Below are 25,177 nucleotides of genomic sequence, written 5' to 3'. Positions count from 1 at the left end.
TTATCGAGCAGTTTGCCAGCTTCATGCTACCATGAAGGGCAAACATGGCCAGCATGCGGCGTGTGCCGCTGCGCAAGGCCCAAACAGAGTTTCCCGATGGGGCCGACGACGGCCCCATCGGGAAACTCTGCAAATGTTTGATATCTTGCAGGGGGCTCCGACAAAGCGGTTGCTGTTTGGCGGGACCACCAAGACCCGCAAGGACGCATTTTCGGCAAACGCGTCCTTGCTTCAGGAGAAAAGACACCGATGATCGCACGCAGCTTCAATGTTCCCGCTGGCTGGGCTTGGCTCGGCCTGGCCGGACTTGTGATCCTGCCTTTTGCGGAAATCGCCGCCTTCGTCTGGGTCGCGGGCCGGATCGGCATCGCCCTGGCGCTGATCGCCCTGGTGGCGACCTCCTTCATCGGTGCCTCGCTGCTGCGCCGGCAGGGCGGAAGCGTGTTCTCGCGCCTGCTGCGTGCGATGCAGGGCGGCGAGCCAAGCAACGGCGCAGCCCGCGAGAGCATGATGGTGGCGCTCGGCGGCGTGCTGATGATCATCCCCGGCTTCGTTACCGACATCATCGGCTTCGCGCTCCTTCTACCGAGCCTGCTGCGGCAATGGCGTGAAGGCCCCGTTCCGGCCCCGCAGGGTCGCGCCAGCACCGCGAGCAGCGATCCCAAGGTCATCGACCTCGGACGCGACGAATGGAAGCCGGTGGACGAATAGGACCGGCCTCCCCCTCAGCAAATTTCAGGCCAGAAGCCCCCTCGCCTCCTCGTCACCGAGCGGCGCGGGCCGCTCGCAACCCTGCTCGATCAGCACCGGCCGCTTCTGCTCGGCAGCGGTGAGGACACCTTCCATCACGGCGAGGACATGCAAGCCGATATCGCCGTTGGCGCGATGAGGGCGGCCGTCGATGATGCCGCGTGCCATGTCGGCAAGGCCGAGACCGCGATAATTGGCATTGACGGGATGTTCCGCCGGCCAGTTCGGTTGGCCGAAACGGTCACCGGACGAAGCATGGCTTTCCCAGGCCTCGCGCGGGCGGGCCAGCGAGACCTCGCCGCCGAACCAGTTCGGATCGGGCACGCGCAGCGACGCATCGGTGCCGTGGAGCTCGATCGGCAACTGGCCATGGGCCCAGACGTCCCAGCTTGCCAGGAAGGTGATCTGCGCACCGGACTTGAAGGCGAGCAGCGCCTGGATGCTGGTCGGCGTCTCTACCGCGATGCTCTGCCCCTTGAACGGCGAGCCCTCGGTGGTCACCACCCGCTCCTCAAAGCCGCTCTGGCTCAAGGCCATCACCGAAGCGACCGGTCCGAGCAGATTGACGAGGGTGGAGAGGTAGTAGGGACCCATGTCGAAGACCGGGCCGGCGCCCGGCTTGAAGAAGAACTCCGGATTGGGGTGCCAGTGCTCCATGCCGTGCCCGAGTACCGCGGCGGTACCGATCAGCGGCCGGCCGATCTCGCCGGCATCGATACGCAGCCTTGCCTGCTGGATGGCGGCGCCGAGCACCGTATCGGGTGCGCAGCCGACCCTCAGTCCCTTCGACTTCGCCGCCTCCATCAGCGCGATGCCATCGGTGAGGCGCGTGGCGAGCGGCTTTTCGCCATAGACGTGCTTGCCAGCCGCAATCGCGGCGCGGGAGACCTCGGCATGCGCCTCGGGCACGGTGAGGTTGAGCACGATGTCGACATCGTCGCTCGCCAGCAGCGCTTCGATGCTGCGCCGCTGCAGATTGTATTTCTGGGCCTGTTTCTTCGCCGCCTCCTCCCTGAGGTCGGCGCAGGCGACGAAATCGAAATCGCGAAACAAGGCGGAGTTGAGAAGATAGATGTCCGATATATTGCCGCAGCCGATCAATCCGACGCGCAATGGCATGGGAAGCTCCTGAATATCTGGGGTGCCGATCTCCTCAGCGACATCGACGGCAGTCGGTGGCGCGGGATCGGCATTGAATTTGAAAGTTATGAACTGGTCGCGGCTTCATAATCTGTCATCCCCGGCCGAGCCGCTCGCGAGCGCAGCGAGAGAGGGCGAGGGGATCCAGGGGCTGAAGGGCTCGATCTGTGGCCCCTGGATCCCCTTCCCGCCGCCTGCGGTGGCGCCGGGGATGACAGCTTTTCCCGCTCACACTCCGGCGAGCTTGCGCATCGCCTCGGCACTCACCGTGGCAAAACGCCTGAGGTCAGAGGGATTGTCGTGTTCGGCGACCATGATCTCGGCGCCCGCAGCCACACAGAGCGGCCAGATCGTCGCCCAGTCGACCACGCCGGTGCCGACATCGGCCCAGCCATCCTCGTTGACCTTCTCGCCGGCCGGCGCGATGTCCTTGACGTGGACAAGCGGCATGATGGCGCCATAGCGCGCGATCCAGGGCTTGGGATCGGCATTGGCGCGCACGATCCAGGCGATGTCCGCTTCCCATTTCACACCGTCGACCAGCAGATGTTCGATCGGATAGGAGCCATCCGGCAGGGCGATGAACTCGAAATCATGGTTATGCCAGGCAAAGGTGTAACCGGCCTCACCGGCCTTGCGCGCCACCGCCGCCAAGCGATTGCCGAATGCCTTCCAGCCCGCCGCATCCCTGGGGCGGGCATCGGGCATCAGATAGGGCGCCACGATCGTGCCGATGCCGAGCGCTTCGGCGATGCGCAGATTGCCGTCGAGATCTGCCTCCAGGCCATCGATACCGAAATGGCCGCTCTTGGCCGTCAGGCCGAACTCCTTGAACAGGCGGGCAGCGGCGGGCACGTCCTGGTAGAAGGCGCCGTAGGGCTCGACATTGCTGAAGCCAGCCTCGGCGATCGTCCTGAGCTGCCCCTCGAGTGGCGGGAAGTTGCGGCCCGAATAGAGCTGGAAAGACAGGGGATATTGCAGAGCCATGACAGATCCTTTCATGAAATGAGAAAAATCAACGGGTTGGGTGGCAATCGCGGCTGGGCTTTTTCACAGGCGCTCTCCGCTTTCCGCGTCGAACAGCGAGGCACGCCCGACGTCGAAATGAAAACCGATCTCGTCGCCGGGCCCGCTTTCATTGTCGCCGTCGACGCGAATGGTGGCGGGCTTCCCGGCAAAGCTGGTCCACAGCACCGTCTCGGCGCCCATCGGCTCGACGATGTCGATCCTGCCGCGGGCGGCATGTCTTCCCGCCGATGCAGGGCCGACGTCGATATGCTCGGGCCGAATGCCAAGCACGGCCTTGCGCACACCCGGTTCCACCGAGAACGCATAGGCCGCAAGGTCGATGCTCTCGCCATCCGCCTCGAAACGCCAGTGTCCCGGCGCCCCCGAAAGCTGGCCCTCGATGAAATTCATGCCGGGCGAGCCGATGAAGCCAGCCACGAACTGGTTGGCCGGCTTGTGATAGATCTCAAGCGGGCTGGCGAGTTGCTGGATGACGCCGCCCTTCATCACGGCGATGCGGTCGGCCAGGGTCAACGCCTCGATCTGGTCATGCGTGACGTAAATCATGGTGTTGCCGAGGCTTTGGTGGAGCTTCTTGATCTCCACCCTCAGTTCGTTACGCAGCTTGGCGTCGAGATTGGACAGGGGTTCGTCGAACAGGAAGACGTCGACATTGCGCACCAGAGCGCGGCCGATGGCGACGCGCTGGCGCTGGCCGCCCGACAATTCGGAAGGCTTTCGCTGGAGCAAGGCATCGAGTTGCAGGAGCTTGGAGGCCTTGGCGACGCGCTCGGCAATCTCGGTCTTGGGCACGCGAGCCATTTTCAGGCCGAAGGACATGTTGCCCTCCACGCTCATGCGCGGATAGAGCGCGTAGGACTGGAACACCATGCCGATGCCGCGATCGGCCGGCTCGGCCCAGGTAACGTTCTTGCCCGAAATCCAGATCTCGCCATCGCTGATCTCCAGGAGGCCGGCGATGGCATTGAGCAAGGTGGACTTGCCGCAGCCCGAGGGCCCGAGCAGCACGATGAACTCGCCCTGGCGGATGTCGAGCTGGAGATCGTCGATGACAGCCACCGCGCCGTAGCGGATCGCCAGATCCTTCACCGAGACCGAGACGTCCTTCACCGAGGCAGATGCATTCGCGGAAACGTTCATGATGCTTACCCCTTGACCGCGCCGGCGGCGATACCGCGCACGAACCAACGACCGGAGATGAAGTAGACGACGAGCGGTACGGCGGCCGTGAGCAGGGTCGCCGCCATGTTGACATTGTAGGCCCGCTCGCCCGTGGTCGAATTGACGATGTTGTTGAGCTGTACCGTCATCGGCGAATTGGCGCCGCCCGCGAAGGTGAGGCCGAGGATGAAGTCATTCCAGATGCCGGTGACCTGCAGGATGGCGGCGACGATCAGCATCGGCGTCGACATCGGCAGGATGACGTGGAAGAAGATCTGCCAGAAGCCGCCGCCATCCACGCGCGCCGCCTTGAACAATTCGACCGGCAGGCTCGCATAATAATTGCGGAAGATCAGCGTCATCAGCGGCATGCCGAAGATGGTGTGCACGATCACGATGCAGGGCAGGGTCTGGAAGATGTTGGCGAGCGAGGAGATGCGCACCAGCGGATAGATGAAGACCTGATAGGGAATGAAGGCGCCGACCAGAAGAATGCCGAACAGGAGGTTGGCGTAGCGCACGTTCCATAGCGACAGGGCGTAGCCGTTGATAGCGCCGGCGGCGATGGAGATCGCCACGCTCGGAATGAGGATCTTCGCCGAATTGAGGAAGCCAACGCTGATGCCATTGCAGGCCAGGCCCGTGCACGCACTCGACCAGGCCGTGCGCCAGGCCGTGAGGTCGAAGGCCTGTGGTGGGGCGAAGATCTGGCCCTGACGGATCTCGTCCATAGTCTTGAGCGACGTCAGCACCATCACCACGGCCGGCAGCAGGAAGAAGGCAGCGGCGACGACGAGAAAGATGTAGAGGCCGATGCGGCCGGGGGTAAGGCGGGAGGGTTTGCGCCCGCGTTGCGTCTCGAGGGCGCTCATGCCGGCCTCCTCGACTGCCGGCGGAAATAAGTGTGGTAGAGCCAGGGCGAGATCACGCAGATCACCGTGATCAGCATCACGGTCGAGGCCGCCGTGGCGAGGCCGATGTTCTGGCGCTGGCCGAGATTGTCCATCACGAATTTGGCCGGCATTTCGGACGCCGTGCCCGGCCCGCCATTGGTGAGGGCGACTACGAGGTCATAAACCTTGATCACCGCGATCGAAAGCAGCACCGTCGCCGTGGTGATGGTGGGGGTCAGGATCGGTAGGACGATGGAGACATAGACCCGCCAGGTTGGGATACGGTCAATCTTCGCCGCCTTCCACAACTCCGTATCCACCCCGCGCAGCCCCGCCAGCATCAGCGCCATTACCAGGCCCGAGGCCTGCCAGATCGCGGCAATCACCAGTGCAAACACGGCGAGATTCGAATTCACCGCCCAGTCAAAGGTGAAGCTCGTCCAACCCCAGTTGCGCACCGTGTTCTGGATGCCGAGATTGGGGTTCATCAGCCACTGCCAGACCAGGCCCGTGACGATGAAGGACATCGCATAGGGATAGAGGAAGATGGTGCGGAACGTGTTCTCGAAGCGGATCTTCTGGTCGAGCGCCACCGCCAGCAAGAAGCCCACGATCAGGCAGCAGATGATGAAGAGCACGCCAAAGACGGCCAGGTGCCACACCGAAACCTGCCAGCGATCCGAGGCAAACAACCGGACATACTGATCGAAACCGACAAAATTGTAGACCGGCAGCAACTTGGAACCGGTGAAGGAGATGACGATCGTCCAGATAACCGTGCCGATATAGGCGGCTACGACGATGATCCAGGCCGGTATCAAGGCCAATGCCGCCATGCTCAGTCGGCGAGGACGACGATTTGGACGCGACAATCTTGCAGGTTCGGCCATTGCGACCTCCTTCAGGATCCATCTTGTGGTGAGAATGGGGGCCGGTCTTCTCGGCTCCGCCGCGAGATGGAGCGAGACCGGCTTGTCCGTGCGTCGGGCAGGCGGGTCCGAGGACCCGCCTGTAGGAGCCTACTGCGCCGACTTCAGCGCATTCGCGAATTTGGCGGTGAAGTCTTCCGGGGTCTGGCCCTTGTCGTTCCAGAAATTGGTGACGACATCCTCGAGCGCGCCGATCAGATCGGCGCTGGACAGCATGTCGACCACCGGCGTCTGATGCGCGGGATCGGCGAGGAGCTTCATGCCTTTCTGCGCACACGGGTCGAACTTGCTGGCATCGACATCGGTGCGCACCGGCATCGAGCCCTTCTGAATATTGAACAACACCTGGGTCTCAGGCGACAGCATGGTCGAAGCGAGGAGGTTCTGCGCCTTGAGCTGGGCCGCGTCGGTGGTCTTGGGGAAGACGAAGACGTCGCCGCCGATCACCAGCTCCTTATCGTCGATGCCGATCTGGCAATAGAAATCCTTGCCGGCCTCCTTGTTCGCCRCCTTGAATTCACCCTTGGCCCAATCGCCCATGAACTGCACGCCGGCCTTGTTGGTGATCAGCAGAGCCGTGGTATCGTTCCAGTTGCGTCCCGGCGACCCGGCATCGGTGTAGGCACGCAACTTGCCGAAAATCTCGGCCGATTTCTTGAACTCGGATGTATCGATAGCGGTGGCATCGTTCTTGGCATAGAGCCGCATGAACGTGTCCTTGCTGACCGATTGCAGCACGACATTGAACAGCAGCCGCTCCTGCCAGGGCTCGCCGCCCTGTGCCAGCGGGATAAAGCCGGCCGCCTTGATCTTGTCGAGAGCCACGAAGAAATCGTCCCAGCTGGTCGGCACTGTGGTGACACCGGACTTGTCGAGCACTTCCTTGGAATAGAAGGCCCAGTTCTGGCCATGCACGTTCACCGGAACGGCATACATATGGCCCTCGCGGCTCGCGGCTGCGATGAAGGAAGGCGGCAGGAAGGACTTCCAGTTGCCTTCCTCGGCAACCTGGTCGACGGTATTGAGCAGGCTCTGGCTGACCAGATCGTCGAACTGTTTGCCGGTGTTGAACTGCGAGGCAGTGGGCGGATTGCCACCGACGATACGGTTGATTGCAGCCGAGCGCGCGGCCTGGCCGCCGGCAACAGCCGAGTCGACCCAAATGCCCCCGGCCTTGGTGTACTGGTCGGCGAAGACCTTCACGGCGGCGGCCTCGCCGCCGGAAGTCCACCAATGCATCACCTCGGCCTTGGGCTTGTCCTGAGCCATGGCCTGCCCGGAAATGCCCTGCCCGGCAAACGCCAGCGCGACAAGCGCACCGGCAAGCATCGAGCGCGCCGGAGCCCGCTGCAGAATCGCCCTCAATTTTTCCATGGACATCCTCCCTGAAGGATCGCATGCTGTGCTTATGTAATCGATTGCATGCGCCGGGATATTGATTGCGATCGGCGTTCGTGTCAAGGGGATCGGCGCAGGGCTCCGGTCGCACCCGCAACGAGCAGATGACGTGACTTTTACGAAGTTTCGTCAGCAGGTTAGAGTACGGTAGTCTGATGCCGCCCGCCAAAGAACGAGCCAAACGCATTCAAAGACGCGCGTTGCGCGACGTCTCCAAGATCCGCATCGGCGACGTGGCCCGCGCCGCGGGGGTCTCGACGGCCACGGTCAGCCGTGCCCTCACCTTTCCGGATCGGGTGCAGACGGAAACGCGCGAGCGTGTGCTCGCGGCCGTGCGCGAGCTCGGTTACACGCCCAACAGCGCTGCCCGGCAGTTGCGCGCCGGCTCCTCGCGCAGCGTGCTGGTGGTGGTCGGCCCCCGGCGCAATCCGCCCTTCTTCAGCGAGGTGCTGCGGGGGATCGACACCGCTCTGTCCCAGGCTGGCTATGCCGTGCTGATGGGCAATCTCGATAGCATCGACGGCAAGGAGAAATATCTGGTCGACCTCGTTTTCGGGGGCCATATCGACGGAGCGCTGGTGCTTGCGAGCACCGTGCCCTCGCATGCCGGGCGCACCATCGCCGATTCAGGCATTCCCATCGTCGGCGTCTGCGCGGAGACCGATGTTGCCGGCATACCGGCCGTGGTGGTCGACGACGAGATCTGCTGCCAGGCCCAGACGCGCTATCTCCTCGACAGGGGCCACCGGCATCTGGCCTATCTCGCCGGCCCGAAGGGCAATTACAACGAGCGCCATCGCTATGCCGGCTTCCAGGCCGAAATCGCCGCCGCCGGCCTCGGGCCTGATGATTTCGTGCGCTTCGAGGGCAATTATGATTTCGCCTCCGGCGTCGCCTCGGGCAAGGCTTTCCTGGCGCTGGAGCGCCGGCCGACCGGGGTGGTCGCCACCAGCGACGAAATGGCGATCGCCTTCATGACGACCATCCGCAGGGGTGGGCTCAGGGTACCCCAGGACGTTTCCATCATCGGCTTCGACGGCATCGAACTCGGCGATTTTGTCGAGCCGACCCTGACGACCATTCGCCAGCCGCGTTTCGACCTCGGATCGACCGGGGCGAAGCTGCTGCTCCAGTTGATGCAGGGCAACGCTGCCTCGCAACAACTGACCACGCTGAAGGGCGCGCTCGACGAGCGCGAGAGCGCCGGATGGGTGAAGACGTGACCGGCACCGGGACGAGGCCGAAGATCGCGCCGTCGAGCGCCGTCTCCCTGCCCCCGCGCGGACCCGACTGGTTCGAATTCGATTACGCCGTCAGCAGCGACGGCCGGCTGATCTGCCTCGATACCAGCCACGATATCGCCAGGCAGGGCCGTGAATCGTTTCTCAAAAGCGCTCCGACGTTGGGCCGGCTATCGATCTTCGACGGCGAAAGGCAGACGGAACCAGCCCATTTTCCGATGCCATCGAACACCTGCAATGCGACGGCGAAGGCAAGATCTGGTGCGGATATTGGGACGAGGGTGCTCTCGCCAATCGCGCCTGGAGCCGTGGCGGCCCCGGTATGGCGCCCAGCGGCCTGATGCGCTTCGATATAGGTGGAAGGGCCCTCTGGTCACAGGGCGTCGCCACCACAGACTTTGCCATGGTCGACTGCTATGCGCTCAATGTCGGACGCAGGCAGGTCTGGAGCTGTTGCTACACGGACTTCCCCATTCTCAGCATCGACCTGTCTGGGACTCACCGGCTCCGGCCCAACGCGATCGAGGGCGCCAAGGCTATCGCCATCGATCGTCACTTCGGTCTACTGGCCGGCGGCTATGCGCAAGAAAGCCATCGCCTCGTACTGTTCCGATGCGACAAGCACGAGATCAAGACCCTTGCTGCCTACGATCTCGATCTGGGCTTCAGCCGCGAACGACCGGCGCAGCTTTTCACCGCTCGCCAAGATACGCTGCACATCGTATTGGATGATCAATGGTACAGATCGAGCGTCATGGATGTGGCACTGGTCGCCGGGGTCTTTTACTGAAGCAGGGGATCCGAAGCGCGCCCGTCAACAAGGTGAACGATTCCTTCCTTGCATGGCGACGAAAAATCCCTATATTGCGCTTGTCTCGATGAGACATCTCATAGACGGTCTACTTGATCGTTGGTTTTGAGAGTGGGCCCCACCCGGGACCCGCTCTTTTTGTTTCGAGGGTTGCGTGAACGAACCCGAAGCCATTGTCAGCAAGGCCGATTCGTCGGCTGACGCGTTGAACGAACCGCGCCGTCTCACCGAGACGGGCGTTGCCGCACGCGTGGCAGAGATCACCGAGCGCACCATTATGCCACTCGGCTTCCGCCTCGTGCGGGTACGCCTCAACGGCAATAATGGCGGCACCGTGCAGATCATGGCCGAACGGCCCGACGGCACCATGACGGTGGACGATTGTGAGCTGATCTCCAAGACGCTCTCACCCGTCCTCGACGTCGATGATCCGGTCGGCAAGGCCTATCACCTGGAAGTCTCGTCGCCGGGGATCGATCGCCCGCTGGTGCGCGTCAGCGACTTCCAGCGCTGGGCCGGGCATGAGGCCAAGATCGAGATGACCCTGATCGTGGCCGGTCGCCGCCGTTTCCGGGGCATCCTGCTGGGCGCCGAAGGCAGCAAGGCCAAGATTCGCCGTGTCGATGCCGGTCCCGGTGAGGCCACCGATGTGGAGTTGAAGGTCGACGAGATGAGCGAAGCCCATCTCATCCTGACCGACGCGCTGGTGACGGAATCGCTGCGCCGCGCCAAGGTCGCCTCCAAGGCGCTGGCCGCGCAACTCGAGGCTCAAGAAACGTCGGAGCTGAAAGCGGACGAACTGGAATCGGACGAAATCTCCGATTCGGAGACGCCGTCCAAGAAGCCGCATAGACAACCAAAAACCCGCTGAGAGGAAAGAATCATGGCCGTCAGCGCGAACCGCCTGGAACTGTTGCAGATTGCCGACGCCGTCGCCCGCGAGAAGGTGATCGATCGTCAGATCGTGCTCGCCGCGATGGAAGACGCAATTCAGAAGGCCGCCCGCTCCCGTTACGGTCAGGAGACGGAAGTCCGGGCCGAGATCAATCCCAAGACCGGCGAGATCCGCTTGTCGCGCCTGCTGCAGGTGGTTGACCAGATCGAGAACGACGCCGTCCAAATCCTGCTCGAGGATGCACGCCGCAAGAATCCGGCCGCCCAGATCGATGACTGGATCGCCGAAACCCTGCCGCCCTTCGATTTCGGCCGCATCGCCGCCCAGTCGGCCAAGCAGGTCATCGTGCAGAAGGTGCGCGAGGCCGAGCGTGATCGCCAGTTCGACGAGTTCAAGGACCGCGTCGGCACCGTGGTGAATGGCCTGGTCAAGCGCGTGGAATATGGCAATGTCGTCGTCGATCTCGGCCGCGGCGAAGCCGTGGTACGCCGCGACGAATTGCTGCCGCGCGAGGTCTTCCGCCCCGGCGACCGCATCCGCGCCTATCTCTTCGACGTGCGTCGCGAGCAGCGTGGCCCTCAGGTCTTCCTGTCGCGCACCCATCCCCATTTCATGTCCAAGCTCTTCGAGCAGGAAGTACCGGAGATCTATGACGGCGTGATCGAGGTGAAGGCGGTGGCCCGCGACCCCGGTTCGCGCGCCAAGATCGCCGTGATCTCGCGCGATTCCTCCATCGATCCGGTCGGCGCCTGTGTCGGTATGCGCGGTTCGCGCGTGCAGGCGGTGGTCGGCGAACTGCAGGGTGAGAAGATCGACATCATCCCCTGGTCGCCCGACGTCGCCACCTTCATCGTCAACGCGCTGCAGCCGGCCGAAGTGTCGAAGGTGGTGCTCGACGAGGATTCCGAGAAGATCGAGGTCGTCGTGCCCGAAGCCCAGCTTTCGCTGGCCATCGGCCGCCGCGGCCAGAATGTGCGCCTGGCCTCCCAGCTCACCGGCTGGGACATCGACATCCTCACCGAGGCCGAGGAGAGCGAGCGTCGCCAGAAGGAATTCGTGCAGCGCACCCAGACCTTCATGACCGCCCTGAACGTCGACGAGGTCGTCGGCCAGTTGCTCGCCTCCGAAGGCTTCCGCACGGTTGAGGAAGTCGCCTATGTCGACCCTTCCGACGTGTCGTCGATCGAAGGCTTCGACGAGGAAACCGCCGGCGAGATCCAGACCCGCGCCCGCGACTACCTCACCGCGGTCGAGGAAGAGTTCGATGCCAAGCGCAAGGCGTTGGGCGTGGAAGATGAGTTGAAGACGGTCGAAGGCATCTCCACCGCCATGATGGTGGCGCTGGGCGAGAACGACGTGAAGTCCGTCGAGGACCTTGCCGGCTGCGCCACTGACGATCTCGTCGGCTGGACTGAGCGCAAGGACGGCGAGACCACCAAGCATGCCGGCTATCTCGACGGCTTCGAGCTCAGCCGTGACGAGGCCGAGGCGATCATCATGGCCGCCCGCGTCAAGGCCGGCTGGGTCGAGGCTCCGGCCCAAGTCGAGGAAGAGACTGCCGAGGAAGAGGCTGCCGACGAGGAAGCTTCTACACTCTCCGAGCATGGAGCATGACCCCTCGTGTTGACAGAGCGCATCGAGGAAGACGATGACCGCCGGGCGCGCGAGCGCCTGTGCGCGGCTACGCGCCTCGTACGCCCTGTCGACACGCTGATACGCCTGGTCGCAGCGCCCGACGGCACCCTGACCCCGGATCTCAAACGCGTCCTGCCTGGACGCGGGGTCTGGGTCACCGCCAACAGGGCCAGCGTGCAGGAAGCCATGCGCAAGCGGGCCTTCGCCCGCCTGCTCAAACGACCGGTCGAAGTGCCGGCCGATCTGCCAGGCATCATCGAGCGGCTGTTGCGGAAGGCGGCGCTCGACATGCTAAGCTTCGCCAATAAGGCCGGACTCGTCCTCTCCGGCTTCGCCAAAGTAATGAATGCAATCGAATCCGAACGCGTTTCACGGCGCCTCGTGGCCCTGATTCAAGCGCGTGATGGGGCCGAAGATGGCGGCCGCAAGCTTGCACAAGCCGTCAAACGGGCCTATTGGGATAAAAATGCACCTAACTTCATTACGATTTTCGATTCTGCCCATTTGGATTTGGCATTAGGGCGGACAAATGTGATACATGCTGCGCTCTGCGCGGGCCCGGCGGTTACCGGTTTCCTGGATCGCGTTGCAGCGCTTGCTTTCTGGCAGGATGGCGGACTGGCCTCGGCTGAGCCACGTCCATCCTCCGAAGCCCCGCTGCAGGCGGACGACGAACCCTCAACGCAAGATGCCGCCCCGTCGCGAGACGGCGACGACGTCAGCTGAACTATCGAATGAAACGGGGCGACCCGCAGGATTTGGCACGGAATGACTGATACGAAAAACCCGGGCGATACGCTGACTGTTACGCCCACCAAGACGCTGACGCTGAAGCGGCCCTCGAGCGCGCCGGATACGGTTCGCCAGAGCTTTTCGCATGGCCGCTCGAAGACTGTCGTCGTCGAGACGGTGAAGCGCCGTCCGTCAGGCCCCGTTACTCCGCCTGCCGCGCCGCCGCCTGCTGCGCCGCCACCGCGGCCGGTGCCTCCTCCGGCAGCAGCAGCGCCCCAGCCGGCTCTGCCCCCCCGGGCCGCCGAACCGGCGCCCGCGCCGCGCCCGGTGGAAGCGCCCAAGGCTCCCGCGCCCGCGCCCGTTCAGCCGGCACCCGTTCAGCCTGCGCCGGTCGTTGCCGAGAAGCCAGCCGCTCCGGCGGCTGCCGCTCCTGCACAGGCACCCGCTCCCGCACCGCAGGTGGAGACACCGGCGCCGCGCCCCGCAGCCCCGGCTCCGGCTGCAGCGGCACCGGCGGCTCCCCGCCCCGCGGCTCCAGCCGCGGCCGCTCCCGTGGCCCCACGTCAGGCTACTCAGACGCAGGGACGTCCAGGCGCACCTCAGCAGGGTGGACGCCCCGGACAGTCGCCGTCCGGTCGCCCCCAGGGCCAGCGCCCGGGCCGGCCCGGCGCCGGCATGGTTCTGCGCACGCTGTCGAACGAGGAAATGGACGCCCGCACGCGTGTGCTGGCCGAAGCCCGTGTCCGCGAAGCCGAGGAGCGCAAGCGCGCGGCCGAGGAAGCCGTGCGCCGCGCGGCCGAGGAAGTCCGCCGCGAGGAAGAGCGCAAGGCGGCCGAAATCCGCAAGCGCGAAGAAGATGAGCGTCATCGCCGCGAGGAAGAAACCCGCCGCCATGGCGAGGCCGAGGCACGCCGCCATTTGGGCGAAGCCGCGCCTGCGCCCCGCGAGGGGGCTGCACCGGCTCGGCCGGGTGGCTATGGCGACCGGCGCGAAGGTCCCGGCGATCGGCGGCCGCCCCGCGAAGGCGGCAGTTCCTTTGGCGATCGGCGTCCGCGTGAAGGCGGTGCCGGGCCAGCAGGTGAACGCCGTGGTCCGCCGCGTGAAGGCGGTGCCGGCCTCGGTGACCGTCGTGGTCCGCCGCGTGAGGGTGGTGCCGGCTTTGGCGAACGCCGTGGCCCGCCGCGCGAAGGCGGTACCGGCTTTGGCGACCGTCGCGGCCCGCCGCGCGAAGGTGGTTCCAGCTTTGGCGACCGTCGTCCCGGCGGTGGTGGCTTCGGGGCCAATCGCGGTGCTTCCGCCTTTGCTCCGTCCGAACCGGCAATCACGCCGCCCGCGGGCCGCAATGTCGGTGGTCCGCCGCGCGCTCGTGCCGTGGTCGAAGACGATGATGGCGCTCGTGGCGTACGTCGTGGTCCCGGCGGTCCCGGTCGTGCCGGCGCCGCTCCCCCTCGCCGTGAGGCTACACCGCGCACGACCGAGCAGAAGGGTCGCGGCCGACTGACCGTGACCAGCGCCACGGGTGAACAGGACGAGCGTACGCGCTCCGTCGCCTCCTTCCGTCGCCGTACCCAGCGCATGACCGGCCATCGCCATGTCGAGGCCAAGGAAAAGATCATGCGCGAAGTGGTGATTCCGGAAGCGATCACCATCCAGGAACTCGCCAACCGCATGTCGGAACGCGCGGTCGACGTCATTCGTCTGCTGATGAAGCAGGGCGAGATGAAGAAGATCAACGACGTCATCGACGCCGATACGGCGCAGTTGATCGTCGAGGAGCTCGGCCATACGGCCAAGCGCGTGTCGGAAGCCGACGTCGAGGAGGGCCTGTTCGATACGGCCGACATCGACGATCATCTGGAGTCGCGCCCGCCGGTCGTGACCATCATGGGCCATGTCGACCACGGCAAGACTTCGCTGCTCGACGCGATCCGCTCCGCCAATGTCGTCTCCGGCGAAGCCGGCGGCATCACCCAGCATATCGGCGCCTATCAGGTGACCTCGCCGCTCGGCGGCAAGATCACCTTCATCGATACGCCCGGCCACGCCGCCTTCACGGCCATGCGTGCCCGCGGCGCCAAGGTGACGGATATCGTGGTGCTGGTGGTCGCGGCCGATGATGGCGTCATGCCGCAGACGGTGGAAGCCATCAATCACGCGACGGCGGCGAAAGTGCCGCTGATCGTGGCGATCAACAAGATCGACAAGCCCGACGCCAAGCCGGAACGCGTGCGCACCGAACTGCTGCAGCACAACATCCAGGTGGAATCGATGGGCGGCGAGACCATCGAGGTGGATGTTTCGGCCAAGCAGCGCACCAATCTCGATAAGCTGCTGGAGATGATCCAGCTGCAGGCCGAAATTCTCAACCTGCAAGCCAATCCAGATCGTCCGGCCGAGGGCTCCGTCATCGAAGCCAAGCTCGATCGTGGCCGGGGCCCGGTTGCGACGGTGCTGGTGCAGCGCGGCACGCTCAAGGTCGGTGACATCGTGGTCGCCGGTGCCGAGTGGGGCCGCGTGCGTGCCCTGGTCAACGATCTCGGCGCCACCATCCCCCAGGCCGGCCCGTCCCTGCCGGTCGAGGTGCTCGGCTTCAACGGAACGCCGGAAGCCGGTGACCGTGTTGCCGTGGTCGAGAGCGAAGCCCGTGCTCGCGAAATCACCGAGTACCGTACGCGTCAGAAGCGCGAGAACACCGCTGCGCGCCTGAGCACAGGCCGCGGCACGCTCGCCGACATGATGGCGGCGGTGAAGGCCGGCTCGGGTGCCCGCGAACTGCCGCTGGTCGTCAAGGCCGACGTGCAGGGTTCGCTGGAAGCCATCATCGGTGCCCTCGACAAGGTGGGTAACGACGAGGTGAAGGCCCGCGTCATCCATTCGGGTGTCGGTGGCATCACCGAATCCGACATCGGTCTGGCGGAAGCCTCCGGTGCCGCTGTGATCGGCTTCAACGTCCGCGCCCACAAGGAAGCCCGCGAGGCTTCCGAGCGGACGGGTACCGAGATCCGCTACTACAACATCATCTACAACCTCGTGGATGACGTGAAGGGCGTGCTCTCCGGCCTGCTGGCTCCGACGCTGCGCGAAGAGTTCCTCGGCAATGCCCAGATCCTCGAGGTGTTCAACATCACGAAGGTCGGCAAGGTTGCGGGCTGCCGCGTCACCGACGGCCACGTCGAGCGCGGTGCCAATGTCCGCCTCATCCGCGACAACGTCGTCATCCACGAAGGCAAGCTCTCCACGCTCAAGCGCTTCAAGGACGAGGTCAAGGAAGTTCAGGTCGGCCAGGAATGCGGCATGGCCTTCGAGAACTACCAGGACATGCGCGCCGGCGACGTCATCGAGTGCTACCGCGTCGAGGAAATCAAGCGTACGCTCTGATCGATCTCGGCAGAAAATTACGCAATGGCCGGGGGAACCCGGCCATTGCTGTTTTTGGAGCGCGGACATCCTGTCCGCTCTTCTGTCATATAAGGGAAAGAGCGGACAGGATGTCCGCGCTCCGAGAAAGCCATGCCCCGTCTTACCCCCTCCTCCTCCAAGGCCCCCACGCAGCGGCAGTTGCGCGTCGCCGAGTTGATCCGCCACGCCCTCGCCGAGATCCTACAGCGCGGCGAGATCGTGGATCCCGTGCTCGAAGGCAAGGTCATCACCGTGCCTGAGGTCAGGATGTCACCCGATCTCAAGGTCGCCACCGTCTATGTGATGCCGCTGGGCGGCGGGGATGGCGAGGCGGTGATCAAGGCCCTCGCGTCCCATGCCAAATATCTGCGCGGCCTGATCGCCCGGCGGGTGACCATGAAATACGCGCCCAATTTCCGCTTCCTGATCGATACGACCTTCGATTACGCCTCCAAGGTCGACACCCTTCTGCGCCAGCCGCAAGTCAGCCGCGATCTCGAGCAAAGGCTGCCCGGCCAGGAGGAGGACGAGGCATGAACGCGCCCCGTTCAACCCGTGTCGAGGTCAATGGCTGGATCATCCTCGACAAGCCCGTCGGCATGACCTCGACCCAAGGCGTCGCCGTGGTCAAGCGCGTGTTCAACGCCAAGAAGGCGGGCCATGCCGGCACGCTCGATCCCCTGGCCTCCGGTATCCTGCCCATCGCCCTCGGTGAAGCCACCAAGACGGTCCCCTATGTCATGGACGGCCGCAAGGTCTATCGCTTCACCGTCACCTGGGGAGTGGAGACCAACACCGACGACACCGAAGGCGGCCCGGTGGCGACCTCCGACCTCAGGCCTGAAAAAGCAGAGATCGAAGCCTTGCTGCCCCGCTACACCGGCGTGATCAGCCAGGTCCCCCCGCGTTTTTCCGCCATCAAGGTGGATGGCGAGCGCGCCTACGACCTTGCGCGCGACGGCGAGGAGGTTGAGCTCGAGGCCCGCAATATCGAGGTTCATGCCCTGCGCATCGTCGAATTTACCGGCGAGACCACCACTTTCGAGGCCGAATGCGGCAAGGGCACCTATGTCAGGGCCCTGGCGCGCGACCTCGGCCGCGACCTCGGCTGCTACGGGCATGTCACCGCTTTGCGCCGGGCCATGGTCGGTACCTTCGACGAGCAGGATGCGGTCACGCCCGACGAACTGCGCGCCATGAAGGAAGGCACGCCGGACCTGCCCCCGCTGGCGGAAGCCCTGCTGCCGGTGGAAACCGCTCTCGAGGCCCTGCCGACCCTGATGGTTTCCCAGCACGACGCCAGCCGCCTTGCCCGCGGCCAGGGCGTGATCCTGCGAGGCCGCGACGCGCCGGTCTTCGAAGGCGTGGCGGCAGTGATGTCCGGCGGAACGCTGGTGGCGCTCGCCGAACTCGAGCGCGGCGAATTGCTGCCCAAGCGCATCTTCAGACTATAGAGAGCGTCGTGCCAAAAGGCGGACACCGGTTTTTGCCAAAACGAAGCGGCAACAGCTCCTTGCAGCATCGGACCTGATTCCTGAATCGAGTCCGGTGCTGTTGCGTCTTGCGGGCCGGTGACCTCGCCGTCCCGGCAGCAGGGGGTCGGCTCATTTGCGATAGACAGAGGGATTTCAGGCTTCCTGAAACCACTCCGCTCTTCGCAAGGGCAAGATCGACGGCCCGTGGATGCGCCGGGTCGCCACGGTCTGGAACACGTTGATGCCGCCACGCTGGAAGCTGATGCAGCACATCGACAGGTAGAGCAGCCATAGCCTCGTGCGTTCCCAGCCGACCATGGCGCTGGCCTTCTCCCGGTTCGCCCAGAGATTGTCGACCCAGTGCTTGAGGGTCAGGTGAAAATGCATGCGCATCGGCTCGATATCATGGATCTCGAAGCCATGCCGCTCCAGATTGGTCGCGGTCATGCCGATATGATCCATCTCGCCCCCCGGGAAAATATAGCGACGGATGACTCTCATATAGGCCGTTTCCCGGCCGAACTTGGACATGTCGAACAAGGCACGCCGAACACTGGCCTGGTGGAGATAGCGGCCGTCGGGCGTCATCAGTTCACGCATGTGGATGAAGTGGCGGTCGTGATTCTTCAGCCCCACATGCTCGAACATCTCGATCTGCGCGACCGCATCGAACTGCCCCGATGGCTCGATGGTGCGATAATCGCGCAATTCCACCTCGACCTGGTCTCCCAGCCCCTCCCGTTCGATTTTCGCGCGGCAGAATTCCAGCTGGCGCTGCGCCAGGGTCACGCCATAGGCCGTGACGCCGTAATGCCGGGCAGCGTGGCAGACCAGCCCGCCCCAGCCGCAACCGATGTCGAGCAATCGGTCACCGGGTTTCAACTGAAGCTTCTGGCAGATGCGGTCGAGCTTGGTCTGCTGGGCATCTTCAAGCGAGGATTCCGGACTCGGGAAATAAGCCGCCGAATAGACCATCTCCGGATCCAGGAACAATTGATAGAACTCGTTCGAGACGTCGTAATGGAACTGGATCAGCTCCTTGTCGTCCCGCCCCTTGGCATAGCGCATCGGGATCGAGCCATCAAAGCTGGGCAGCGGGGCTGCCTTGGCCATCCGGCCAAAGAGGAATGGCGTGGCAAACCCCAACAGCTTCATTTTGGGAAATGACCGACCTGTGGCGAGTGCCTTGCTGTGATTCCAGCGGTCTGCCGCCTGCAGAGGACTTCCACCGACAATATCGACTTCCTGTTCAGCGTATAGCTCGAACAACGTCATCAGCCTCGGGCGCGTCAACATCCTGCGTATCGCTTCGGGGGAGCGCAGCACAAAGCGGATGTCGTCTCTGGCATGAGGCCCGAGCGGCAGAACTTCGCCGTTCCACAATTCGAGACTGAGATCCGCCCCAAGCTTGTCGGCGACCTCCCCGACGAGCTTACGCGTAACTGCAAGACGCTTTTCTTCGAGATTCATGGGCGCCGCTTCATGGGTTGGGAGGCTTGCCTGCACTCGCCCCACCCGACGTGAAGGCAATGCAGCGACGCTTCCCGAATCGACCGGCTCGGGCAGACGTCTCTCCGTCACCTTTTTGACAGGTTTAATATTACCTGCAACCCATGGGTGCATCATGTCGCGGCCGCAACGGACAAGGACGATATGAGGCTACGGCGCTTGGCGTGATATCTACGCCTTCGAGGCCTTGCCGTCCTGCGTGGCCGCGACGCACCGGTCTTCGAAGGCGCGGCAGTGGTGATGTTAGGCGGCGCGCCGGGAGCGCTCGCCGAACGCGCGCGCGGCGAATTGCTGCCCAAGCGCATCTTCAGCACCGGCCCTCAGATCGACTTCGCATCGAGGCCTGGCAACTGGGCGATCGCACTTGCGAGAAACTCGATCAGCAGTCTGACGCGCGCAATGCCGGCACGCTCGGGCACGATCAGCATGTTCAAAGGCGTGGGCACCGGCACATAATCGGGCAGGATCGGCTCCAGCCGACCTTGCTCGAGGAGATCATCGACCAGCCAGACATGGGTCGGGCCGAAACCACGGCCGGCCGCGAAAGCTTCGCGCGCCGCAAGTCCGTGATCGACCTGCAGGCGTCCGCCAAAGGGCACGGCATGGCGGCTTCCGTCCGGCCCCTCGAGAACGAGCATCTCGCTGCCCGCGATGTTCGACATGCGTATGCCCTCAAGCCCGGCCAGGTCTTCCGGTGTCCGTGGCCGCCCATACCGGGCCAGAAAGTCAGGAGCTGCCACGAGAACCCGACGGCTGCGGCCCAGCGACCGCCTCTTCATGGAGCTCTCGTCGAGCGGCCCGAGCCGCAGTGACAGGTCGACGCCTTCCCGGACGAGATCGATACGTTCGTCGGTGAGGCTGAATTCGACTCTGATATCGGGATGGCGGTCCTGGAAGGCGAAGAGCAGGCGGGCGACATGCCGAACGCCGAGGGCGGCCGTGCAAGACAGGCGGACCGTGCCGGCATGCTCTCCCTGCCCCTGTCGAGCCTCGTCGCCGGCCTGTTCGACGAGGCGCAGGATCTGGACGGCATGGGCATAATAACGGCTGCCTTCCTCGGTGAGCGAGACGCGCCGGGTCGTACGGCTGAGAAGAGCCACGCCCAGCGCATCCTCGAGCTCGCTCAGGTGCCGCGTGACACTTGACTGGCCGATATTCAGCTCGCGTGCGACCGCAGAAAAATTTCCGCGCTCGGCGACGCGAACAAAGCTGCGAATGCGTTCCAAAGTGACGTCTGATTTATCCATAAATCGGCATAGTACTATGCATTCTCCAGGTATAGCGGATTATATGGACCTTCCCTAGCTTTGAGGAATGATTTCTCATTCCCGGAAACACCCATGAAAGTCCTGCTCGTCTTCGCGCATCCCGAACCCCGCTCGCTCAATGCAAGGCTTCGCGACGTTGCCATCGCCGAACTCGAGGCCCAGGGCCACGAAGTTCGTCTGTCCGATCTCTATGCCGACAAATGGAAATCCGAAGTCGACCAGGCCGATTTTCCGGCACTGGAAGCCGAAGCCAGACTGATACCGGTGCATGCCTCCAAGAAAGCCTTCGAGGCCGGCACGCTAACCGACGACGTCAAAGCCGAGATCGAGAAACTGCTATGGGCCGATGTCCTCATCCTGCAGTTTCCGCTCTGGTGGTTCACCATGCCGGCCATCCTCAAGGGCTGGGTCGACCGCGTCTTCGCCTATGGTTTCGCCTATGGCGTCGGGGAACATAGCGACCAGCGCTGGGGGGATCGCTATGGCGAGGGAACCCTGGCCGGCAAGCGCGCGATGCTCATCGTGACGGCCGGCGGCTGGGAAGAACATTATACGCCGCGCGGGATCAATGGCCCGATCGACGACCTGCTGTTCCCGATCCATCATGGCATTCTCTATTATCCCGGCTACGACGTACTGCCGCCCTTCGTGGCCTATCGAGCCGATGGCCTCAAGGAAGCGGGTTTCGAGCCGCTGGCCGAGCGCCTGCGCGACAGAATGCGAACGCTGCCATCCGCGTCGCCCATTCCCTATCGCCGCCAGAATGCCGGCGACTACCTGATCCCGACCATGCAACTGCGAGCCGGGCTCGAAACGTCGGGCGAAACGGGCTTCTCGCTGCATCGGCGCGCGCCCGCCGATTGAGCCTGCCGGCCCGGATGGCCGTCACAACCTGGTTTCGCCTTCGTCCTCGCGCAGGGCCCGGTCCTCCATCTGAATGGTGACATGGCCGATGCCGAATTCGTGGCCGACAAGCTGGCGGGCTGCGACCAGAACCTCGCGCGCTTGGGTCATGTCGGCCAGCACCAGATGGCCACTCATGGCATCGAGCCCCGAGGTTATCGTCCACACATGCAGGTCATGCACGGCGACCACGCCGGGAATTTCGCCCAGCTTCTTCTCGAGCAGGGAGAGATCGACGGTAGGTGGCGTGCCTTCCATAAGAATATGCACCGCCTGCTTCAGCAGGATCCAAGTGCGCGGCACGATGAACAGGCCGATCCCCGCGCCGATGATGGGATCGACCAGCGTCCAGCCCGTCAGCATCACCACGAGGGCGGCGAGGATGACGCCGAGGGAGCCGAGCATGTCGGACAGGACCTCGAAATAGGCCCCCTTGACGTTGATGCTCTCGGAAGAGCCCCCGGACAGGAGCTTCATGCTGATCAGATTGACCACCAGTCCCGCCATGGCCACTGCCAGCATCGGGGCCCCGAGGATTTCGGGCGGATTGAGGAAGCGCTCATAGGCTTCATAGAGGATGTAGACGGTGAGCAGCAGCAGCACGACGGCGTTGGTCAGCGCCGACAGGACCTCCATGCGGACATAGCCATAGGTCTTCTGAGGCGTGGCCGGCCGTTCGGCGAAACGGATGGCGATCAAGGCCAAAGCGAGGCCTCCGGCATCCGTTAGCATATGCGCGGCATCCGCCAGCAGAGCGAGGCTGCCTGTCCACAAGCCACCGATGACCTCCGCCGCCATGAAGGCCGAGGTCAAGGCAAGGGCGGCCAGCAGACTGCCCTTGTGACGGCCCGCTGCCGTCTCCCCGCGCGAGGCCACCCCGTGCGCATGCCCGTGTCCCATCCATGCCCTCTTGCAATTGCCGCACAACGCAAGCCGCGATGCAGGGGAAACATAACTCCTCTAGCCGCTAGAGGAGCAAGACACAAAGGCGATGGGTGGGGCGAATATGCGCCAAACCGTCCAGAATGAAGTGCGTGATCCGTTCAAATCACACAGCGCTTTTGCCGACTCAGTGCTTGCTGGCTTTCCGCTTGGCTGCAGGAGTAGCCTTCCGCTCGGGCTCGGGCTCGCCTTTCGCGTTCAGTTCGTGCACGTCATAGAAGCGGGAGGTCAGCGTCGATTTTGCTTCCTCGCCGACGATGAATTTCTTGGCCATCTCCCAGTGGCGAAGATCGCTGCCTTCCGGACACCCTTCGCGCAGCCAGATCTCATAGGCCTTCATTCGAATGCGCTGTTCGGTCGTATGTGGCATCGCTGCGCTCCCTCGTCGCGTTTAACGGAGCGGCCGACGCAGAGGCGCGTGGCGGGCATTGCCGATCAGACATATCACGGCATCCGCCCGCCCCGCATTGCCCGGCCGCTGCGGGGAAAACGCAGGGCGGGCCGGCTGGTTCCCGACAAGCGAGGTTTCTGGGGCCCAAGGCCTGGCACGAAATTGGCGTGCCGATCTGAAGATCGGTACAGCGTGTTTCGATCTATCCCGCGTCAGACCTCCCCACCCTTGGCAAGGAAATCTTCGGCGCTCAGCACGATCTTCGAGTCCTGCGCGCCCACCAGCTTCTCGTCCTTGTCGGGATAGGGCAGGCCCGCCAGCACGCTGCGGATTGCGGCAAGGCGCGTGCGCAGCTTGTCATTGGCCTTGACGATGGTCCAGGGGGTGTCGACCGTGTCGGTCGCTTCCAGCATGCGGTCATAGGCCTGCGAATAGGCTTCCCATTTGCCTACCGCCTGATGATCGATCGGCGAGAGCTTCCACTGCTTGAGGGGGTCCGCATAGCGCGCATGCAGGCGCTTGAGCTGCATGGCCTGGCCGATGGTCAGGAAGAGCTTGAACAGGCGGATGCCGTCGCGCACCAGCATCGCCTCGAATTGGGGCGCCTCGTGCAGGAACTTGTCGGTCTGCTCCGGTGTGCAGAACCCCATCACCGGCTCGACCCCACCGCGATTGTACCAGGAGCGGTCGAAGATCGCGATCTCGCCCTTGGTCGGCAATTGGCTGACATAGCGCTGGAAATACCATTGCCCCTGCTCGGTGGGCGTCGGTTTCGACAGCGCGACCACGCGGGCATCGCGCGGGCTCAGATGCTGGGTGAAGCGGTGGATGGCGCCGCCCTTGCCTGCGGCGTCGCGCCCCTCGAAGATCACGACCACGCGCTCGCCCTGCGCCTTCGCCCAGGTCTGCGCCTTGAGGAGCTCGATCTGCAGCGCGCGCAGGTCCCGCTCATAGGTCTTGGATTTCAGCTTTTCCTTATGCGGGTAATTGCCCGAACGGAAGGCCGCGTCGTCGATCTCCGGGGGCAGGTCGAGATCATCGAGACGAAACCCGGCGATCGCCTTCATGAGCGCTTCGTCCGCCTGCTTGCCCGCCTTCTTTGTCATGGAACCTCTCCAAATCCGCACGATCGTCGTGAAACTGTCATCGCTCTGTCTACATTGCCAGCATGAACGATTTCCACAATGCCCAGAGCAAAGCGCGTTCTAGTAGAAACACCCTTTTGCTCTGGCTCTCTGGTTGGACGCGTCTTTGCGATTCGAGATGAGTCCGTCAATTCGCAAAACGCCTTGGATGGAAAGCCGCAATGTCGATGGTGATGGAACGCTCCTGGCTCTTGACGAAATTGGCCTGGAGCGGTGTAGCTGGTCCGGTGGGCTCGAACCGAAACATCCTGAACCGCATCTGGGGCCGCCGCTGGCTGGTGCTCTCGATCGCGCTGCTGCTGACCGCCCTGGTGCTGTGGGACGGCGCCAATCCCTGGCATGGTCTGCTCATCTTCGCCATGATCGTCGCGGCCACGGGTACCCTTCCCTCGACCGGCGGACATGACGGCAGCATCAGGCCCCCTCTGCCCGAAAGCGGCGGCAAGCCCTCCTTCGACGATCTGGTGATGGCCATCCCGGACCCGGTGATTGTGCTCGATTCGGAGCTTGCGGTTCGCTACTTCAATCGCCGCGCCCGTGACATCGTCCCCAATCTGCGTATTTCCGAAGCCCTGACCTATGCGCTGCGCGTGCCGGAATTGGTCGATGCCATCCGCTCGGCCCTCGACACCGGGGCCAGCCGGCAGATCGAATATTCCGAGCGCGTGCCGATCGATCGTGTCGTCGAGGCGCAGATCTCCACCATTGCGGGCGAGAGCGGGCGCACCGCCTTCGTGGTGATCGTGCTGCGCGACGTCACCCAACGCCACCGCGTCGAGCAGATGCGGGTGGATTTCGTCGCCAATGCCAGCCATGAACTGCGCACGCCGCTGGCTTCCCTGCTCGGCTTCGTCGAAACCCTGCAGGGCCCGGCGCGCAACGACGTCGCCGCGCGCGAAAAATTCCTCGACATCATGCGTTCCCAGGCCAATCGCATGTCCCGGCTGATCGACGATCTCCTGTCGCTCTCGCGCATCGAACTCAATGCCCATGTCCAGCCCGACAAACCGGTCGAACTCAGCGCCGTGGTCGGCCATGTCGCCGACACGCTCGGTCCCCTCGCCCAGGACCGGGGCGTCACGCTCAGCCTCGACAGGCGCATCCCGACGCTGGAGGTTCGCGGCGAGCGGGACGAGTTGATCCGCGTCTTCGAGAATCTAGTCGAGAACGCCATCAAATATGGCGCGTCCGGCGGCAAGGTCGAAATTGTCATCGATTCGCTGCCCAAGACGCAGGGCAAGGGCCGCGAGGCCGTGGTGACGGTGCGCGACTACGGTCCGGGCATCGAGGCCGAACATGTGCCGCGCCTGACCGAGCGCTTCTACCGGGTGGATGCGGCCAAATCCCGCGAGAAGGGCGGCACCGGCCTCGGCCTTGCCATCGTCAAGCACATCGTGGCACGCCATCGCGGCCGGCTCGGAATCGAAAGCGCGCCCGGGGAAGGCAGCACTTTCTCGGTCCGGATCGATCAGATCGGCTGAGAAGACGCGTCTATATGATGCCGCCGGTGTTTCCGGGACTTTTTACAATT

23 protein-coding genes are annotated in these 25,177 nt (G+C 63.9%); 12 read left to right on the top strand and 11 right to left on the bottom strand.

The window, feature by feature from the left end; translation table 11 throughout:
* The first annotated feature begins 249 nt into the window (after nt 1–249).
* Nucleotides 250–711 carry an FxsA family protein gene (locus AB4037_RS00280; protein ID WP_434958065.1) on the top strand — a complete coding sequence of 154 codons (462 nt, stop codon included), beginning with the start codon at nt 250–252 and terminating at the stop codon, nt 709–711.
* Between the two features lie 24 nt (nt 712–735).
* Here AB4037_RS00280 and AB4037_RS00275 read toward each other — a convergent pair whose 3' ends face one another.
* From AB4037_RS00275 to AB4037_RS00250, 6 genes are all read right to left on the bottom strand, one after another.
* Nucleotides 736–1,869: a Gfo/Idh/MocA family protein gene (locus AB4037_RS00275; protein ID WP_441770148.1), complete on the bottom strand. Its 1,134-nt coding sequence runs from the start codon at nt 1,867–1,869 to the stop codon at nt 736–738.
* Between the two features lie 249 nt (nt 1,870–2,118).
* Entirely contained in the window at nt 2,119–2,877 is a 759-nt protein-coding gene (locus AB4037_RS00270) for a sugar phosphate isomerase/epimerase family protein (RefSeq protein ID WP_434958067.1), read from the bottom strand.
* A gap of 63 nt (nt 2,878–2,940) precedes the next feature.
* Nucleotides 2,941–4,059, bottom strand: coding sequence for an ABC transporter ATP-binding protein (locus tag AB4037_RS00265; RefSeq protein WP_441770147.1), 1,119 nt, complete (start codon nt 4,057–4,059; stop codon nt 2,941–2,943).
* Between the two features lie 5 nt (nt 4,060–4,064).
* Nucleotides 4,065–4,952: a carbohydrate ABC transporter permease gene (locus AB4037_RS00260; protein WP_434958069.1), complete on the bottom strand. Its 888-nt coding sequence runs from the start codon at nt 4,950–4,952 to the stop codon at nt 4,065–4,067.
* Nucleotides 4,949–5,863, bottom strand: a complete 915-nt coding sequence (locus AB4037_RS00255) for a carbohydrate ABC transporter permease (protein ID WP_434958070.1) — start codon at nt 5,861–5,863, stop codon at nt 4,949–4,951. The genes AB4037_RS00260 and AB4037_RS00255 overlap by 4 nt, the downstream gene beginning before the upstream one ends.
* Before the next feature lie 129 nt (nt 5,864–5,992).
* A complete protein-coding gene (locus AB4037_RS00250; protein ID WP_441770146.1) occupies nt 5,993–7,276 on the bottom strand; it encodes an ABC transporter substrate-binding protein in 1,284 nt (427 codons plus the stop codon).
* A 179-nt stretch (nt 7,277–7,455) separates the two neighbouring features.
* Between AB4037_RS00250 and AB4037_RS00245 the strand changes: the two genes are divergently transcribed.
* From AB4037_RS00245 to truB, 9 genes are all read left to right on the top strand, one after another.
* The gene (locus AB4037_RS00245; RefSeq protein WP_441770145.1) at nt 7,456–8,523 is read left to right on the top strand and encodes a LacI family DNA-binding transcriptional regulator; all 1,068 of its coding nucleotides are present in this window, start codon (nt 7,456–7,458) and stop codon (nt 8,521–8,523) included.
* Nucleotides 8,508–8,882 (top strand): hypothetical protein, encoded by a 375-nt coding sequence (locus tag AB4037_RS00240; RefSeq protein ID WP_441770144.1) that lies wholly within the window; start codon nt 8,508–8,510, stop codon nt 8,880–8,882. Before AB4037_RS00245 ends, AB4037_RS00240 begins: the two co-directional genes overlap by 16 nt.
* Nucleotides 8,864–9,331, top strand: a complete 468-nt coding sequence (locus AB4037_RS00235) for a hypothetical protein (RefSeq protein ID WP_441770143.1) — start codon at nt 8,864–8,866, stop codon at nt 9,329–9,331. Before AB4037_RS00240 ends, AB4037_RS00235 begins: the two co-directional genes overlap by 19 nt.
* A 175-nt stretch (nt 9,332–9,506) precedes the next feature.
* Nucleotides 9,507–10,223 carry a ribosome maturation factor RimP gene (gene rimP, locus AB4037_RS00230; RefSeq protein ID WP_441770142.1) on the top strand — a complete coding sequence of 239 codons (717 nt, stop codon included), beginning with the start codon at nt 9,507–9,509 and terminating at the stop codon, nt 10,221–10,223.
* A gap of 12 nt (nt 10,224–10,235) precedes the next feature.
* The gene (gene nusA, locus AB4037_RS00225) at nt 10,236–11,861 is read left to right on the top strand and encodes a transcription termination factor NusA (RefSeq protein ID WP_441770141.1); all 1,626 of its coding nucleotides are present in this window, start codon (nt 10,236–10,238) and stop codon (nt 11,859–11,861) included.
* A 6-nt stretch (nt 11,862–11,867) separates the two neighbouring features.
* Nucleotides 11,868–12,608: an RNA-binding protein gene (locus tag AB4037_RS00220; protein ID WP_441770140.1), complete on the top strand. Its 741-nt coding sequence runs from the start codon at nt 11,868–11,870 to the stop codon at nt 12,606–12,608.
* 42 nt (nt 12,609–12,650) lie between these two features.
* On the top strand, nt 12,651–15,992 hold the full coding sequence (infB, locus tag AB4037_RS00215; protein WP_441770139.1) for a translation initiation factor IF-2: 3,342 nt from the start codon (nt 12,651–12,653) through the stop codon (nt 15,990–15,992).
* Between the two features lie 132 nt (nt 15,993–16,124).
* The gene (rbfA, locus tag AB4037_RS00210) at nt 16,125–16,550 is read left to right on the top strand and encodes a 30S ribosome-binding factor RbfA (protein ID WP_434958080.1); all 426 of its coding nucleotides are present in this window, start codon (nt 16,125–16,127) and stop codon (nt 16,548–16,550) included.
* A complete protein-coding gene (gene truB / locus AB4037_RS00205) occupies nt 16,547–17,467 on the top strand; it encodes a tRNA pseudouridine(55) synthase TruB (protein WP_434958081.1) in 921 nt (306 codons plus the stop codon). Before rbfA ends, truB begins: the two co-directional genes overlap by 4 nt.
* Nucleotides 17,468–17,641: 174 nt before the next feature.
* Here the strand turns inward: truB and AB4037_RS00200 are convergent, their stop codons facing one another.
* Entirely contained in the window at nt 17,642–18,958 is a 1,317-nt protein-coding gene (locus tag AB4037_RS00200; protein WP_441770138.1) for a class I SAM-dependent methyltransferase, read from the bottom strand.
* Nucleotides 18,959–19,317: 359 nt separating this feature from the next.
* Nucleotides 19,318–20,244 (bottom strand): LysR family transcriptional regulator, encoded by a 927-nt coding sequence (locus AB4037_RS00195; RefSeq protein ID WP_434958083.1) that lies wholly within the window; start codon nt 20,242–20,244, stop codon nt 19,318–19,320.
* Between the two features lie 93 nt (nt 20,245–20,337).
* On the opposite strand from AB4037_RS00195, the gene AB4037_RS00190 reads away from it, so the two are divergent.
* Nucleotides 20,338–21,129, top strand: coding sequence for an NAD(P)H-dependent oxidoreductase (locus AB4037_RS00190; RefSeq protein WP_434958084.1), 792 nt, complete (start codon nt 20,338–20,340; stop codon nt 21,127–21,129).
* 21 nt (nt 21,130–21,150) lie between these two features.
* Here AB4037_RS00190 and AB4037_RS00185 read toward each other — a convergent pair whose 3' ends face one another.
* From AB4037_RS00185 to ppk2, 3 genes are all read right to left on the bottom strand, one after another.
* The gene (locus tag AB4037_RS00185) at nt 21,151–22,068 is read right to left on the bottom strand and encodes a cation diffusion facilitator family transporter (RefSeq protein ID WP_441770137.1); all 918 of its coding nucleotides are present in this window, start codon (nt 22,066–22,068) and stop codon (nt 21,151–21,153) included.
* Between the two features lie 169 nt (nt 22,069–22,237).
* Nucleotides 22,238–22,480, bottom strand: coding sequence for a DUF2934 domain-containing protein (locus tag AB4037_RS00180; protein WP_441770136.1), 243 nt, complete (start codon nt 22,478–22,480; stop codon nt 22,238–22,240).
* A 233-nt stretch (nt 22,481–22,713) separates the two neighbouring features.
* Nucleotides 22,714–23,607, bottom strand: coding sequence for a polyphosphate kinase 2 (gene ppk2, locus AB4037_RS00175; protein ID WP_434958087.1), 894 nt, complete (start codon nt 23,605–23,607; stop codon nt 22,714–22,716).
* Nucleotides 23,608–23,807: 200 nt separating this feature from the next.
* Between ppk2 and AB4037_RS00170 the strand changes: the two genes are divergently transcribed.
* Nucleotides 23,808–25,127 carry an ATP-binding protein gene (locus AB4037_RS00170; RefSeq protein ID WP_441770135.1) on the top strand — a complete coding sequence of 440 codons (1,320 nt, stop codon included), beginning with the start codon at nt 23,808–23,810 and terminating at the stop codon, nt 25,125–25,127.
* The last annotated feature ends 50 nt before the right edge of the window (nt 25,128–25,177 follow it).

The organism is Labrys sp. KB_33_2, assembly GCF_052114505.1.
In the GTDB taxonomy this organism is placed as follows: domain Bacteria; phylum Pseudomonadota; class Alphaproteobacteria; order Rhizobiales; family Labraceae; genus Labrys.
Note: the sequence above shows the minus strand (reverse complement) of the source record. Positions and strands in the feature narration are given on the sequence as shown.